Genomic DNA, 14,236 nt, shown 5'->3' on the forward strand with positions numbered 1-14,236 from the left:
GAAGATCGTTCGGCGAACAGGCTTCAAACCGATGGAAAATATCGACGCGGTCGACCGCCGCCTGCTCAAGGCGCTGCAGGAGGACGGCCGTATCTCCAACGCGGAGCTGGCCCGGCGGTGCAATCTGTCGCCCGCCGCCTGTTTCGAACGGGTCCGGCGGCTGCGCGAGCGGAAGATCATCACCGGCTACGCCGCGATGATCGACCCGGCCAAGGTGGGGCGGGGCCTGATGATCTTCGTCGAGGTCCTGCTGGACCGGACCACCGGCGACATGTTCGAGGCCTTCGCCGAGGCCGTGCGCCGCCAGCCCGAGGTGCTGGAGTGCCATATGGTGGCGGGCGGGTTCGACTATCTGATCAAGGCCCGCGTCGGCGACATGGACGCCTACCGCGCCTTCCTCGGCGATGTGCTGGTGAAGATGCCGGGCGTCCGGGAAACCCGAACCTATGCCGTTCTCGAAGAGGTGAAGGCGACCACGGCGCTGCCGCTGTAGGCGCCGGATCGCCAATTCTCCTCGAAGCCGGTTAGATGGGCGCCGGACAACGAGGGGCTTCCGATCGATGCGTATTGCGCCTGTAGCTCTGATGCTCGCAGCCTTGGGCGCGAGCGGCTGCGACCGCCTGCCAAGTCAGCAAGCGCGACATCCCGAACGGATGTGGAGCGGCCATCTCGCTCAACTCGACGGCGCCCTGGTGAGCCGCACCGGAATCGTTCTGGATATCTACCGGGACCCGGATTCCGCCGACGGCGAGTTCAGATACGAGATTTCAAACGGTTGTGTCGGGGGTGGCAGAGTTTCGCAAACGGGTTCGGCTTCCGCGCACGAGGTCCTCCAACCCTGCGTCGCAGAGGATTTCCCGCGCCTGCGCCGATTGATCGAGATCACCGGCCCGGGTCTGCCCTCGCCCGCCTCAGGACAGCGCCTGACCTGGACGGACAAGACTGCGGACCTCAACTCGTCTCAGGGCCGAGCACAGTTCACCGCCACTCGATGAGCCTAACGCTCCGTCTCGCCAACGTCATCGCGAAGCGCTAGACCGTTCCGTCCGATCAACGGCGGAGCCTTCCGGCCTTATGCGCATCGTTCTGGCCACCGACGCCTGGGAGCCCCAGGTCAACGGCGTCGTCCGCACCCTGAGCCGTATCACCGCGGAATGCCGCGCCATGGGCCATGAGGTGGAGGTGATCGAGCCGAGCCAGTTCAAGACCATCCCCTGCCCCACCTATCCGGAGATCCGGCTGGCGCTGGGCGCGGAAGAAGAGATTCGCGAACGGCTGCGCGCCTTCGAGCCCGAAGCCGTGCACATCGCCACCGAAGGCCCCATCGGCATCGCCACGCGCCGCATCTGCGTGGAATGGAAGCTGCCGTTCACGACCAGCTACCACACCAAATTCCCCGAGTATGTCTCGGCCCGGTTCCCGATCCCGGTGCAGGTCGGCTATGCCTATATGAAGTGGTTCCACAAGCCGTCGGGACGGCTGATGGTCGCCACCCCGACCCTGCGCGACGAGCTGACCGCGCACGGCTTCCGCAACGTCTCGCCGTGGACGCGCGGTGTGGACACCGAACAGTTCAACCCGGACCTGGAGCGCATCTACGACGAGATGGGCGGTAAGGACTGGCCGCGCCCCTTCTTCCTCAACGTCGGCCGGGTGGCCGTCGAGAAGAACATCGAGGCCTTCCTCGAACAGGACCTGCCCGGCACCAAAATCGTGGTCGGCGACGGCCCGGCCCGCGAGGAGCTGCAGGCCAAGTATCCGGAAGCCAAGTTCCTCGGCGCCCGCTTCGGCGAGGAGCTGGCCCGCTGCTTCCGCGACGCCGACGTCTTCGTCTTCCCCAGCTGGACCGACACCTTCGGCCTGGTGATCCTGGAGGCCATGGCCACCGGCACGCCGGTCGCCGCCTATCCGGCCCACGGCCCCATCGACATCATTCCGGGCTCGAACGCCGGGGCCATCGACGACGACCTGCGCACCGCCTGTCTGGAAGCGCTGAAGTGCGACCGGGCGACCGTGCGCGCCTATGCCGAGAAATTCAGCTGGCGGGCCTCGGCCGAGCAGTTCATCGAGAACCTGCAGCCCTATCCGGAGCCGGACCGCGGGCGGTTCTGGCGGCGCCTGCGCCGTATCGCGCGGCTGAGACGAAAGGCGGCGGCCTGAGGAAGCCCTTCTCCCCTTGGGGGAGAAGGTGTCGCGCGAAGCGTGACGGATGAGGGGTAAGCCCGCCAAGCCCTCCCTCTATTCAGTTGCCTCGAACATCCCCCTCATCCGAGCCGCTCCGCGGCCCACCTTCTCCCCCGGAGGGGAGAAGGAAGCGATGAGTTTAGTGGCTCGGCGCCGACATCACCGTCAGGGCCTGGGCGATGGCGCGCTGGGCGGCCAGCTGGTCTTCCGGCAGCGGCACCAGACCGCGGTCCTGCAGATAGCCGCCGCGGCCGGCCGAGGCTTCCGACATGAACTCCATGACGAACTGCTCGAGACCCGGCGTCACACCGACGTGCTGCTTCTTCACGTAGATGTAGAGGCTGCGGGCCAGCGGATAGGAGCCGTCGGCGATGGTGTCGGCCGAGGGGGCGATGCCGTCGATGGTCTCGGCCTTCACCGTGTCCATGTTCTGCTCGAGGAAGGAGAAGCCGAACACGCCCAGCGAGCCCGGGGTGCGGGTCAGGGTCTGGACGATGGCGTTGTCATTCTCGCCGGAGTCGATCCACAGCTGGTCCTCGCGAACGGTGTGGGCGATCGTCTCGAAACGGTCCTTGTCGGCGTCGGACAGGGCGGCGAGGGCCGGGATCAGCTTGGCGCCCGGCGCCATGCCCAGCTCCAGGAAGGCGTCACGGGTGCCCGAGGTGGGCGGCGGGCCGTAGACCTGGATGCGCAGGTTCGGCAGGCCCGGATTGACCTGGTTCCAGGTGGTCGACGGGTTCGCCACGAAGGCGCCGCCCTCGCCCGGAACGTCCTTGGCCAGGCCCAGATAGAGGTCCTGCAGGCGCAGGTTGAAGCTTTCGCCGGTGCGGGCGGTGGCGATGACGATGCCGTCAAAGCCGATCTTGATCTCGACGATGTCGGTCACGCCGTTCTGCTGGCAGAGCTCGTACTCCGACTTCTTCATCGGGCGCGAGGCGTTGGCGATATCCGGGGTCGAGGGGCCGACGCCCTGGCAGAAGGCCTGGATGCCGCCGCCGGTGCCCAGGGCCTCGACGCGCGGGGCGGCGCCGCCCTGGGTGCGCTGGAAATTCTCGGCCACGCGGGTGGCGAAGGGGAAGACGGTCGAGGAGCCGGCGGCCCAGATGCCGGACCGGGTGGCGGTGTTGTTGTCGCCGCAGGCGCCGAGGGCGAGCAGGGCGACCGCCGAGGCGGCGGCGAGCAGGGCGCGGGTCATCGTCAGTCTCCGGACGGCTGAAGGTTCGCGCCGCTTAGACCAGAGGATTGTGACGGTTGGGCGAAGGGGGAAGGAGGGAGTAGGGCTTAGGAATTCGGAATTAGCGGGTATGTGCCCGGACCGTCCCGCAGCGCGACCGTCCCTAATTCCTAATTCCTAGGCCCTACTCCCTCCGCGTCAGATGTGAATCGCATGCCCCAGCGCGCGCAGCGACGCCTCGTGGAAGGCCTCGCCGAGCGTGGGGTGGACGTGGATGACGCCGGCGACGTCTTCCAGCACCGCGCCCATCTCCAGCATCTGGGCGAAGCTGTTGGACAGTTCCGAGACGTGCTGGCCGACGGCCTGGACGCCCAGCAGGCGGTGATCGGTCCTGGACGCCAGCACACGGACGAAGCCGCCGTCCTCGCCCGCCTCGATGGCGAGCGCACGGCCGATGGCCATCAGGGGGAAGACCGCCTGAATGACGTCGTCACGCCCCGCCACATCCTGTGGCCCCAGGCCCGCCGAGACGATCTCCGGCTCGGTGAAGCAGACGGCGGCGATGGTGACCGGATCGAAGCGGCGGTCGTGCCCCCCCTTGCCTGAAAGATGGGCGATGATCTCGGCGACCACCTCGCCCTGGGCCGAGCCCTTGTGGGCCAGCATGGGTTCGCCGGTCAGGTCGCCGACGGCCCAGACGTTCCGCATGCTGGTGGCGCAGCGGTCGTCGATCTTCACGAACGGCCCGGCCATGGCCACGCCCATGTTCTCCAGCCCGAAGCCCTTGGTGCGCGGTTTGCGGCCGACGGTGACCAGCACCTTGTCGGCCTTGATCTTCAGCGCCTGTCCGTCGGCGCCGGTGACATTCAGCGCGCCGTTCTCGAACGATCCGGCCTTGGCGCCGAGGTGGAGTTCGACGCCATGCTTCTGCAGCCATTTGGCGACCGGCTCGGTCAGGGCCTTGTCGTAGAGCGGCAGCAGGCGGTCGGCCATTTCGACGATGGCGACTTCGGCGCCCAGCTTGCGGAAGGCGATGCCCAGCTCCAGCCCGATATAGCCGCCGCCGACGACGACCAGCTTCTTCGGCACGTCGGGCAGGGACAGGGCTTCGGTGGACGAGATCACGTCGCCGCCGAAGGGCAGGAAGGGCAGTTCGACCGGCTCGGAGCCCGTCGCCAGAATGACGTGCTCGGCGGTGATGCGGATGTCGCCGTCGGCGGTCGCGACGGTGCAGGTCTTGGCGTCGGCGAAGGTCGCCCAGCCCTTGATGACCTTGACCTTGGCCTTCTTCAGCAGGGCCGCGACGCCGTTGTTCAGCTTACGGACGATGCCGTCCTTCCACTCGACGGTCTGCTTCAGGTCGATGGCCGGCCTGGCCGCCGTGATGCCCAGGGTGCCGCCGTCGGCGGCCTTGGCCACGGTCTCGAACTTGTTGGCCGCGTGGATGATGGCCTTGGACGGGATGCAGCCGACGTTCAGGCAGGTCCCGCCCAGCCCGTCGCCGCCGTCCACCAGCACGGTGTCGAGGCCCAGCTGGCCGCAACGGATCCCCGCGACATAGCCGCCGGTGCCCGCGCCGATGATGAGGACTTTGGTTTTGAGAGTCTGGGTCATGAGGTCTTGGATTTCTTGGTTCGCGCGGCCCGACCGCGTCCGATCAGGAAGCCGAGGAGGAGGGAGATGATGGAAGCGCCGCCGACCCATGGAAGCCAACGCGGCAAGGTCGGTCCTTGGGTCTGGTCAGCCATGGATCTGGGGGGCCACTCCGGCATGACCGGGCTGTCAGGGCGTGGGGTCAGATCGCCGCGCATCTGGAGGTGTCCGAGACGGACCAGCGCCTCCGCCCCCGTCCGCGTCCCGGCCGGCTCGACGTGGATCAGGCTTGGATCCCGCTCCCCGTTCGGCGCCACGAACACGAAATAGCGCCCACCATTGATCCGTTGGGCCTGAAGGTCGTCCTCATCGAAGAACCACTCGGTGCAGGCGCCCGGCGTGAAGTTCAGCGTCAGGGCCTGCCCGGGAGGGTCGCCCCAGACTGTCTCCACCGGCTTCATTCGAACCGTGAACTCATCTGACGGATAGCGGGGGTTCGCCGATTGAAAATCCTCCGCGATCGCGACGTAGACCGACGTCACGGAATGAAAATAGGCCATGCGCTGGACGGCGTTGTCCGGCGCCCGGGTGCAGGCCATGGCCGGAACGGCGAACGCGGAGGCAAGACCGACGGCGGTCAGCAGGACCCTGATCTTCATCGATGGCCTCCCTCTCTCCGCTCATCCCGGCGAAAGCCGGGACCCAGTTCTGTCCAGCCTGACGCCGGCGCCTCAGGACTTCCGCCTCATCCAAACCCCGCCCGCTCCATCACCCAAAGCACTGGGTCCCGGCTTTCGCCGGGATGAGCGGAAGGAGGGTCACATCCACAGCGTCGCGGGATGCTCCAGCAGGCCCTTGATGCGCTGGACGAAGACGGCCGCGTCGTGGCCGTCGACGATGCGGTGATCGAAGGACGAGGACAGGTTCATCATCTTGCGGACGACCATCTGGCCGTCCTTCACCACGACGCGCTCGATGATCTTGTTCGGACCGACGATGGCGACTTCCGGGTGGTTGATGATCGGGGTGTGAACCACCCCGCCCAGGGTCCCCAGCGAGGTGATGGTGATGGTCGAGCCCGACAGCTCCTCGCGCCTGGCCGAACCGTCCTTGGCCGCGCCCGAGACGCGGGCGATTTCAGCCGCCGTGTCGTAGGGATCCCGGGCCTCGGCGTGACGAACCACCGGCACCATCAGGCCGTTCGGCGTCTGGGCGGCGATGCCCAGGTGAACGGCGGCGTGCTGCGTCAGGACGCCCGCCTCGTCGTCATAGGTGGCGTTGATCTGCGGCTGGTCGCGCAGGGCCACCACGATGGCGCGGGCGATGAAGGGCAGGACGTTCAGCTTTCCTTTGCCGCTCTTCTTCGCCTCGGCGTTCAGATGAGCGCGCAGCTCCTCCAGCGCCGTGACGTCGATCTCCTCGACATAGGTGATGTGCGGGATGCGGCGGACGCTCTCGGCCATCTTCTCCGCGATCTTGCGGCGCAGGCCGATGATGCGGACCTCGGTCGTGCCTTCGGCCTTGGCGTAGGTCGAGGCCGACGATCCGGAGACGGACGCCTTCGAACCACCGGCGACGAAGGCGTCGAGGTCGGCGTGCTCGATGCGACCCGCGGGGCCGGAGCCCGGCACGAACTGCAGCTCGACGCCCAGATCGCGAGCGCGGTTGCGCACGGCGGGCGAGGCCAGCGGACGCTGGTTGCGGTCGGACAGGGTGCGCGGCTTGCTGTCGGCGGCGACCGGCGCAGGGGCGGGCTTCGACGCGGCCTTGGCGACCGGAGCGGGGGCGACCTCGGCCTTCGGAGCCGGTGCGGCGGCCGGAGCGGCGGCGACATTACCCTTGCCCTCGACCTGGAAGCTGACCAGCGGACCGCCGACGGCGGAGGCCTGGCCGGGCTCGCCGTGCAGGGCGACGACCACGCCGGACACCGGCGAGGTGATTTCGACCGTGGCCTTGTCGGTCATGACGTCGGCGAGGATCTGGTCCTCGGACACCGTGTCGCCGACCTTGACGTGCCAGCCCACCAACTCGGCCTCGGCGGTGCCTTCACCCACGTCGGGCAGTTTGAAGACGTAGTTGGCGCCGGCGGCGGCCTGCGCGGCCGGAGCCGGGGCGGCGGCCTTCGGCGCCTCGACCGGAGCCGGAGCGGCCTCGGCCTTGGGCGCCGGAGCGGGAGCCGGTTCGCCGGACGCATTCCCCGCGCCCTCGACCTCGAACTCCACCAGCGGGCCGCGCACGGGGACCATCTGGCCGGGTTCGCCGTGGATGGCGATGACCTTGCCCGAGACCGGGGCGGTGATTTCGACGGTGGCCTTGTCGGTCATGACGTCGGCGACGATCTGGTCCTCCGCGACCACGTCGCCGACCCTCACATGCCAGCCGACCAGTTCAGCCTCGGCGGTGCCTTCGCCCACGTCGGGCAGTTTGAAGACGAAACGACCCATGTCAGCGTCCCCCGCTCATGGTGGCTTTCAGGGCGTCGGCCACGCGTTGCGGGCCGGGGAAATATTCCCACTCGAAGGCGTGCGGATAGGGGGTGTCCCAGCCGCAGACGCGGGCGATGGGGGCTTCCAGATGATAGAAGCAGCGCTCCTGCACCAGCGCCGACAGCTCGGCGCCATAGCCCGAGGTCTTGGGCGCCTCGTGCACGATCACGCAGCGGCCGGTCTTCTTCACCGAGGCCTCGATGGTCTCGATGTCCAGTGGCACCAGGGTGCGCAGGTCGATGACCTCCGCGTCCACGCCCGCATGCTCGGCGCCCGCCAGCGACACCCAGACCATGGTGCCCCAGGCCAGGATGGTGACGTCGGCGCCTTCCTTCATGATCCGCGCCTTGCCGATCGGCTCGACGTATTTGCCGGTGGGGACCTGGGCGAATTCCTGCGTCTTCCAGGGCGAGACCGGTTTCTCGTGCCAGCCGTCGAACGGGCCGTTGTAGAGGCGCTTGGGCTCGAAGAAGATGGTGGGGTCGTCGTCCTCGATGCAGGCCGTCAGCAGGCCCTTGGCGTCATAGGGGTTGGACGGCACCACGACCTTCAGGCCGGCGATGTGGGTGAACAGGCTTTCCGGCGACTGGCTGTGCGTCTGGCCGCCGAAGATGCCGCCGCCGTAGGGGCTGCGGACGGTGATCGGCGAGGTGAACTGGCCGCCCGAGCGGTAGCGCAGCTTGGCCGCTTCGGAGACGATCTGGTCGTAGGCCGGATAGATGTAGTCGGCGAACTGGATCTCCACGACCGGACGCAGGCCATAGGCGCCCATGCCGATGGCGGCGGCGACGATGCCGCACTCGCTGATCGGGGCGTCGAAGCTGCGGGTCAGGCCGTGCTTCTGCTGCAGATGGTCGGTGACGCGGAAGACGCCGCCGAAATAGCCGGCGTCCTCGCCGAACGACAGGACGTTGCCGTCCTCGGCCATCTTGACGTCCAGGGCCGAGTTCAGGGCCTGGATCATGTTCATCGGCTGGACGCCGGAGGTCGGGGCGACCGACTTCGGCGCGTGCTTCTGATCGACCATGTCGGGCTCGACGCCGTCGGTGCGGTCCGCTTCGGTGAAGGTGGTTTGCTCGGTCATGCTCAGACTCCGACCTCGCGACGCTGTTCCACGAGGCGCCAGTCCTCGGTGGCGAAGACTTCCTCGAACATGGTCTTCACGCTGGGGCGCGACTGGCCGAGCGTGCCGATGGCCTCGGACTCCTTGCCGGCGGCGCGGACCTGTTCGACGGCGTCCTTCTCGGCCTCTTCCTGCTGCGCGTCCGACCATTCGCCGAGCGCGATCAGGTGCGACTTCAGGCGGTCGACCGGGTCACCGAGCGGCCATTTCTCGTGCTCGTCGCCCGGGCGGTACCGGCTGGGGTCGTCCGAGGTCGAGTGCGGGGCGCCGCGGTAGGTGAACAGCTCGATGACCGTCGCGCCCTGATTGGTGCGCGCGCGCTCCTCGGCCCACTTGGTCGCGGCCCAGACGGCGAGGAAGTCGTTGCCGTCGACGCGCAGGGCGGGAAGACCGTAGCCGATGGCCTTGGACGCGAAGGTGGTCTCAAGCCCGCCGGCGATGCCCATGAAGGACGAGATGGCCCACTGGTTATTCACGACGTTCAGGATCACCGGAGCGCGATAGACGGCGGCGAAGGTCAGGGCGTTGTGGAAGTCGCCCTCCGCCGTGGCCCCGTCGCCGATCCAGCTGATGGCGATCTTGTCGTCGCCCTTGTAGGCGCTGGCCATGGCCCAGCCGACGGCCTGCGGCACCTGGGTGCCCAGGTTCCCCGAGATGGTGAAGAAGCCGTACTCTTTCGAGGAGTACATGATCGGCAGCTGACGGCCTTTGATCGGGTCCGCCGCGTTCGAATAGATCTGGTTCATCATCTCGACCAGCGGATAGCCGCGCGAGATGAGCAGGCCCTGCTGGCGATAGGTCGGGAAACCCATGTCCTCGCGGCGCAGGATCATGCCCTGGGCGACCGCAATGGCCTCCTCGCCGGTGCACTTCATGTAGAAGCTGGTCTTCCCCTGCCGGTGGGCGCGGTGCATCCGGTCGTCGAAGGCGCGCGTCAGGATCATGGCTTTCAGGCCCTGGCGCAGGGTCTCGGGGTCCAGCTTGGGGTCCCACGGCCCGACCGCCCGGCCCTCGTCGTCCAGCACCCGGACCAGCTGGAAGGCGTGCTCGCGCATCTCGTAGGGCGTCGAGGCCACGTCGGGGCGATCCACCGCGCCGGCGGCGTCGAACCGCAGGTGGCTGAAGTCCGGCGCATCGCCCGGACGGCCCGAAGGCTCGGGCACGCGCAGCGACAACTGGGGCGTATTGGGCTTCTTCATTCCGTCCTGCCGTTCGGTTGATCCGACCGCGTTTTCCTCAGTCAGCGATCTAGCACGACCCCGGCGCCAAGGCTCGCTCGATTTTGACCTTGCCATGTGCACATCGCGGGTATTTTATTGCGCCATAATAATAAGTGGAGAAACGCATTGGCCGAAGAGCTGGATCCCGTCGACGCCCGAATTCTGGACATCCTGCAACAGGACGCCGGATTGTCGGTCGCAGAGGTCGCCGACCGTGTCGGCCTGAGCGCCTCGCCCTGCTGGCGTCGGATCAAGAGGCTGGAGGATACCGGCTTCATCCGCAAGCGGGTGACCCTGCTGGACGCCGACAAGCTGGGCCTGGACTTCGAGGTCTACGCCATCGTCAAGCTGAGCCTGCCGTCCAGCGAGAACCTGGACATCTTCGAGGCCGCCGTCGCCCACTGGCCCGAGGTGGTGCAGTGCGCCACCATCACCGGCCGCGAGGACTATGTGCTGCGGATCATCACCTCCGACATGCACGCCTTCGACAAATTCCTGCGCGAGAAGCTGCTCAGCCTGAACATCGTGTCGGACTGCGAGAGCCACATCGTCACGCGCGGCGTGAAGAATGTGACCGCCCTGCCTCTCGGCATCGTCACCCCGCACGTCACGTCCTGACCGCGCCTTCCGGCTTGGCAGGCGGCGGCCGCTCACGGATAGTCCGCGCCTGACCTTCCGGGAGAGGCGTCATGACCCTGTTTGCGAGCCTCGTGTTGTTCGGCCTTCTCGCCGGCGAGCCCACGCAGGTCGCGCAAACCCCGGACGCGCCCGCCGCGGAGACCGACCTGGCCGCCTTTCGCCGCCTGCGCGCGGAAGGCATGGCGGCGGCCGCCGGTGACGACCTGACAACCGCCGCCGCCCGTCTCGCCGAGGCCGACGGGCGCAATCCCAATCATCCGGGCCTGATCCTTCTGCGCGCCCGGGTGGCGGCCGCGTCGGACCGACCGGATGAGGCCCTGGCCCAGGCCGGACGACTGGCCCGCGTCGGCGTGGCCTTCGATCCGGCCGCCGATCGCACCCTTTCGACCCTGTCGGACCATCCCGCCTTCGCGCCCCTGCTCGAGGCCTTCGCCGCGAACCGGGCGCCGATCGGGAAGGAGCGGCTCTCCGTCGTCGCCACCGTGTCCGGGCCGGTGCTGGTCGAGAGCGTGGCGCGGGACGCGGCCCGCGGACGCTGGCTGGTGTCGCAGGTGCGCGGACGGACCGTGGCGGTGCTGGACGAGACAGGAGGCCTGTCTCCCTTCCTCGACGCCGTCCCGGACATCGGGGGCGTGCTGGGTCTCGCCGCGGACCCGCGGGCCGGTGTCCTCTGGGCCGCCACCGCCCCGGTCCCGCCCGCCGTGCACGGCCTGCCCGACGACGCCGTCGCGCCGACCCCCGCCCTGCTGCAGATCGACCTGGCGGATGGACGCCTTCTGGCCCGCTACCCGGCCCCGGGCGCCTCGCCGGGCGACGTCGTCGTCGCGCCGGACGGGACCGTCTATCTGGCGGACTCGGAGGGCGGCGCGATCCTGGCCCTCGCCCCCGGCGCGGACGCCCTGGCCCCGCTGCTGGCGGGCGGCGTCCTGGGCTCGCCGCAGGGGATGGTGGTGACGCCCGACGGACGCGCCCTGATCGTGGCGGACTACGCCTCGAGTCTGTGGCGGATTGAGCGTGACACCGGCGCGGCGACCCGGCTTCCCGCGCCGCCCGACGCGGCCCTGATCGGGATCGACGGGCTGGCGACCGACGGGACGCGCCTGATCGCCCTCCAGAACGGGATGACGCCGCAACGCGTGCTCAGGCTGGCCCTCGCCGGGGGCTGGGACAGGATCGAACGCGTCGAGACCCTGGCCGCCAACCTGCCGGAGATCGAGGAGCCCACGACGGGACTGGTCGAGAACGGCGAACTGGTGTTCGTATCGCGATCGCAGTGGAGCGATTTCGACGCCCAGGGCGCGGCGCGCACGGAGACGCCGGGCCCCGGGCTGATCGCCCGACTGCGGCTGGACTGACGGGGATATCGAGATGATCGAACTGGTGATCGACGCGCGCCGCAAGGATCTGGGCGGGTTCGAGGTCGGCCGCGTGCTGCCCTTCCATTCCCGCCGGATGGTGGGCCCCTTCATCTTCCTCGATCAGATGGGCCCGGCCGAATTCGCGCCGGGCGCCGAGGCGATCAATGTCCGGCCGCACCCGCACATCGGCCTGTCGACCCTGACCTATCTGTTCGAGGGCGAGATCATGCACCGGGACAATACCGGCGCGACCCAGGCGATCCGCCCGGGCGAGGTCAACTGGATGACCGCGGGCAGCGGCATCGTCCACTCAGAGCGCACCGATCCGCTGAAGCGGAGCCAGGGGGGCGCGATGCACGGGATGCAGGCCTGGGTGGCCCTTCCGACCGAGATGGAAGAGACCGCGCCCTCGTTCCATCACATCGCCGAGGAGGGCCAGCCCGCCTATGAGAACGGCGGCCTGTTCGCGCGGCTGGTGGCGGGCGAGGCCTACGGCGCCAAGGCCGCCGCACCGATCTCCTCGCCCCTGTTCTACGTCCACTGGGAACTGGCCGAGGGCGTCCGCACCGCGCCGCCCCCGGGTCGGGGCGCGGGCGGCTATTCGGAACGCGCCCTTTATGTCGTGAAGGGCGAGATCGAGGTCGGCGACCGCACCTTCCACGAGGGCCAGATGATCGTGCTGGAGCCGACGGCCGAGCCGACCGTGAAGGCGATCAGACCGTCGTCGGTCATGGTGCTGGGCGGCGAGCCGGTCGGGCCGCGCGTCATCTGGTGGAATTTCGTCTCGTCCTCGCAGGAGCGGATCGATCAGGCCAAGGCCGACTGGAAGGCCGGTCGAATGGCCCTGCCGGCGGAGGACGATCTGGAGTTCATCCCCCTGCCCGACGTGCCCTCGACGCCGGAGCCGGCGCCGAAGGCCGAGCCGACGCACCCGGTCTAGCGAGCGGCCACCCAGTCGACGATCGTCTTCAGGGCCTCGGGATCGAGGGTGGTTTCGATCGTCCGGTACTCGGCCGGCAACCCCGTGCCCGCGGGCTGCATCAGGTGGTTGAGATTGGGCAGGACCACGATCTCGGCCGAGGGCAGGACCGCGCGCAGGGCCGTTGCGTTCTGCTCCGCCGGGACCTGAACGTCCTTACCGCCATAGATCGCCAGCACCGGGACGCGCAGGGCGCGCAGCGACGGCTGGGGGTCATGGGCGATGAACCAGCGGGCCCAGTCGGTTGCAGCCCAACCTGCAGCTTGATCGAGCAACTGTGGCGGAACATCCACGCCAGACAGCGAGTCTCGCACGGCCCTCGCCGCACCGTCGCCATCATCCGGATGAGCGGCGATAGCAGCCATGATGCGCGCTTGAATGGCGACGTTGCCGTCGACAACAGCCGGGTCGATTCTGGCGGCTGTTTGCATGCGCCGGGACTGTTCCGTCATGACCTCGGCGCCCCGCACCGAAGGCCCGGCCAGCAGAACTACAAATGCGACGCGGGGATCAGTCTGGGCGACCATCGGCGCGATGGTCCCGCCTTCGCTATGCCCGAGTAGTCCGACACGCGTATCAGCTGTCTCTGGTCGAGCAACCAACCAATCAAATGCAGCGCCGGCATCAACCGCGAAGTCTGCCGTAGTCGATTGCCCGGCCCGGTCTGTGGAACCGCCAACCCCGGGGTCATCGACCCTCAGGACGGCCACGCCGCGGCGGCTCAGGGCGTCAGCCAGAACGAGGAAAGGCTTGTGGTCGAAGACGGTCTCATCCCGGTCCTGCTGGCCCGACCCGGTGATCAACAGGACTGCGGGAAAAGGACCCGCGCCCTCGGGCACGGCCAGGGTCCCGGCCAGTTGGACGCCCGGCGTGGGGGTCGGGACGACCACCTCCTCGCTGCGATAGGGGAAGGGCGGCTGCGGGGTCTGCGGCCGCGACGCCCCGGCGGCGATCTCGCCGCGTTGCATCACCAGCGGGACATTCATCCCGCCCTGCGCGAGGGCGCCGGTCAGGCTGCGCCCGTCGTCGGCCAGCAGGCCCTCGAACCGGCCGCCGATGGCCGGGACGGTGAAGCGGACCGTCCGCCCTTCCACCGCCGAGGTCGCCGGAATGCCCCGCGCGCCCTGATCCGGGCTGTCCATCGTGGTCGCGCCGTCGGCGGCGACGTTGAAGACAATGCGGATCGACTGCCCGCCCACGCTGATGCGCCCCTCCCAGGCGCCGGTGATGTCAGGAGACGCCTGGGCGGGCGCAACGGCCACGACAGCGGCGAGGATCGGCGAAAGAATGGTCATGAGGCCCTCCAGTCCGCCAAGCCTATGCGCGCCTCGCGGGCGTGGCGAGCGAAGAGTGAGCGTGAGTGGTGTGTCGAGACGGGGAGTGATGTCGGCCGCCCGGCGCCCCCTGCCCATGCCCCGTTGCCTGCTGCCTGCCTCCCCGCTCAACACTCACCACTCACTCTTCACCCCTCACCCCCCAA

13 protein-coding genes are annotated in these 14,236 nt (G+C 68.6%); 6 read left to right on the top strand and 7 right to left on the bottom strand.

Going from position 1 to position 14,236, the window contains the following annotated elements; genetic code table 11:
- Window positions 1–31: 31 nt before the first annotated feature.
- From ACLQ7T_RS08535 to ACLQ7T_RS08545, 3 genes are all read left to right on the top strand, one after another.
- Complete coding sequence (locus ACLQ7T_RS08535; protein ID WP_420471167.1) at window positions 32–493, top strand: Lrp/AsnC ligand binding domain-containing protein; 462 nt, start codon at window positions 32–34, stop codon at window positions 491–493.
- A gap of 91 nt (window positions 494–584) precedes the next feature.
- A complete protein-coding gene (locus ACLQ7T_RS08540; protein WP_420479039.1) occupies window positions 585–995 on the top strand; it encodes a hypothetical protein in 411 nt (136 codons plus the stop codon).
- Window positions 996–1,074: 79 nt separating this feature from the next.
- Window positions 1,075–2,160: a glycosyltransferase family 4 protein gene (locus tag ACLQ7T_RS08545; protein WP_420479040.1), complete on the top strand. Its 1,086-nt coding sequence runs from the start codon at window positions 1,075–1,077 to the stop codon at window positions 2,158–2,160.
- Between the two features lie 163 nt (window positions 2,161–2,323).
- On the opposite strand, the gene ACLQ7T_RS08550 is transcribed toward ACLQ7T_RS08545, so the two are convergent.
- The 6 genes from ACLQ7T_RS08550 to ACLQ7T_RS08575 all read right to left on the bottom strand — a co-directional run bounded on the left by ACLQ7T_RS08550 (window position 2,324) and on the right by ACLQ7T_RS08575 (window position 9,759).
- Entirely contained in the window at window positions 2,324–3,379 is a 1,056-nt protein-coding gene (locus tag ACLQ7T_RS08550; protein ID WP_420479041.1) for a substrate-binding domain-containing protein, read from the bottom strand.
- Between the two features lie 177 nt (window positions 3,380–3,556).
- Window positions 3,557–4,972: a dihydrolipoyl dehydrogenase gene (lpdA, locus tag ACLQ7T_RS08555; protein WP_420479042.1), complete on the bottom strand. Its 1,416-nt coding sequence runs from the start codon at window positions 4,970–4,972 to the stop codon at window positions 3,557–3,559.
- Window positions 4,969–5,610: a hypothetical protein gene (locus ACLQ7T_RS08560; protein WP_420479043.1), complete on the bottom strand. Its 642-nt coding sequence runs from the start codon at window positions 5,608–5,610 to the stop codon at window positions 4,969–4,971. Before ACLQ7T_RS08560 ends, lpdA begins: the two co-directional genes overlap by 4 nt.
- 159 nt (window positions 5,611–5,769) lie before the next feature.
- The gene (locus ACLQ7T_RS08565; protein ID WP_420479044.1) at window positions 5,770–7,395 is read right to left on the bottom strand and encodes a dihydrolipoyl dehydrogenase family protein; all 1,626 of its coding nucleotides are present in this window, start codon (window positions 7,393–7,395) and stop codon (window positions 5,770–5,772) included.
- Window position 7,396: 1 nt separating this feature from the next.
- Window positions 7,397–8,521 (bottom strand): alpha-ketoacid dehydrogenase subunit beta, encoded by a 1,125-nt coding sequence (locus tag ACLQ7T_RS08570; protein ID WP_488174655.1) that lies wholly within the window; start codon window positions 8,519–8,521, stop codon window positions 7,397–7,399.
- Between the two features lie 2 nt (window positions 8,522–8,523).
- Complete coding sequence (locus ACLQ7T_RS08575; protein WP_420479045.1) at window positions 8,524–9,759, bottom strand: 3-methyl-2-oxobutanoate dehydrogenase (2-methylpropanoyl-transferring) subunit alpha; 1,236 nt, start codon at window positions 9,757–9,759, stop codon at window positions 8,524–8,526.
- Between the two features lie 147 nt (window positions 9,760–9,906).
- On the opposite strand from ACLQ7T_RS08575, the gene ACLQ7T_RS08580 reads away from it, so the two are divergent.
- The 3 genes from ACLQ7T_RS08580 (at window position 9,907) to ACLQ7T_RS08590 (ending at window position 12,717) form a co-directional block, all read left to right on the top strand.
- Window positions 9,907–10,398 carry an Lrp/AsnC family transcriptional regulator gene (locus ACLQ7T_RS08580; protein ID WP_420479046.1) on the top strand — a complete coding sequence of 164 codons (492 nt, stop codon included), beginning with the start codon at window positions 9,907–9,909 and terminating at the stop codon, window positions 10,396–10,398.
- Between the two features lie 71 nt (window positions 10,399–10,469).
- Window positions 10,470–11,774, top strand: coding sequence for an SMP-30/gluconolactonase/LRE family protein (locus ACLQ7T_RS08585; protein ID WP_420479047.1), 1,305 nt, complete (start codon window positions 10,470–10,472; stop codon window positions 11,772–11,774).
- Window positions 11,775–11,787: 13 nt separating this feature from the next.
- Window positions 11,788–12,717, top strand: a complete 930-nt coding sequence (locus ACLQ7T_RS08590; protein WP_420479048.1) for a pirin family protein — start codon at window positions 11,788–11,790, stop codon at window positions 12,715–12,717.
- Here the strand turns inward: ACLQ7T_RS08590 and ACLQ7T_RS08595 are convergent.
- Window positions 12,714–14,051, bottom strand: coding sequence for an alpha/beta hydrolase family protein (locus ACLQ7T_RS08595; protein ID WP_420479049.1), 1,338 nt, complete (start codon window positions 14,049–14,051; stop codon window positions 12,714–12,716). The two genes, ACLQ7T_RS08590 and ACLQ7T_RS08595, sit on opposite strands and share 4 nt — an antisense overlap.
- Between the last annotated feature and the right edge of the window lie 185 nt (window positions 14,052–14,236).

Source organism: Brevundimonas sediminis, assembly GCF_048799765.1.
GTDB lineage: Bacteria > Pseudomonadota > Alphaproteobacteria > Caulobacterales > Caulobacteraceae > Brevundimonas.

Excerpts from the sequence above, each read along its gene's own strand:
- ACLQ7T_RS08535 (WP_420471167.1), top strand. The coding sequence starts at position 32 with ATGGAAAATATCGACGCGGTCGACCGCCGCCTGCTCAAGGCGCTGCAG.
- ACLQ7T_RS08540 (WP_420479039.1), top strand. The coding sequence starts at position 585 with ATGCTCGCAGCCTTGGGCGCGAGCGGCTGCGACCGCCTGCCAAGTCAG.
- ACLQ7T_RS08545 (WP_420479040.1), top strand. The coding sequence starts at position 1,075 with ATGCGCATCGTTCTGGCCACCGACGCCTGGGAGCCCCAGGTCAACGGC.
- ACLQ7T_RS08550 (WP_420479041.1), bottom strand. The coding sequence starts at position 3,379 with ATGACCCGCGCCCTGCTCGCCGCCGCCTCGGCGGTCGCCCTGCTCGCC.
- lpdA (WP_420479042.1), bottom strand. The coding sequence starts at position 4,972 with ATGACCCAGACTCTCAAAACCAAAGTCCTCATCATCGGCGCGGGCACC.
- ACLQ7T_RS08560 (WP_420479043.1), bottom strand. The coding sequence starts at position 5,610 with ATGAAGATCAGGGTCCTGCTGACCGCCGTCGGTCTTGCCTCCGCGTTC.
- ACLQ7T_RS08565 (WP_420479044.1), bottom strand. The coding sequence starts at position 7,395 with ATGGGTCGTTTCGTCTTCAAACTGCCCGACGTGGGCGAAGGCACCGCC.
- ACLQ7T_RS08570 (WP_488174655.1), bottom strand. The coding sequence starts at position 8,521 with ATGACCGAGCAAACCACCTTCACCGAAGCGGACCGCACCGACGGCGTC.
- ACLQ7T_RS08575 (WP_420479045.1), bottom strand. The coding sequence starts at position 9,759 with ATGAAGAAGCCCAATACGCCCCAGTTGTCGCTGCGCGTGCCCGAGCCT.
- ACLQ7T_RS08585 (WP_420479047.1), top strand. The coding sequence starts at position 10,470 with ATGACCCTGTTTGCGAGCCTCGTGTTGTTCGGCCTTCTCGCCGGCGAG.
- ACLQ7T_RS08590 (WP_420479048.1), top strand. The coding sequence starts at position 11,788 with ATGATCGAACTGGTGATCGACGCGCGCCGCAAGGATCTGGGCGGGTTC.
- ACLQ7T_RS08595 (WP_420479049.1), bottom strand. The coding sequence starts at position 14,051 with ATGACCATTCTTTCGCCGATCCTCGCCGCTGTCGTGGCCGTTGCGCCC.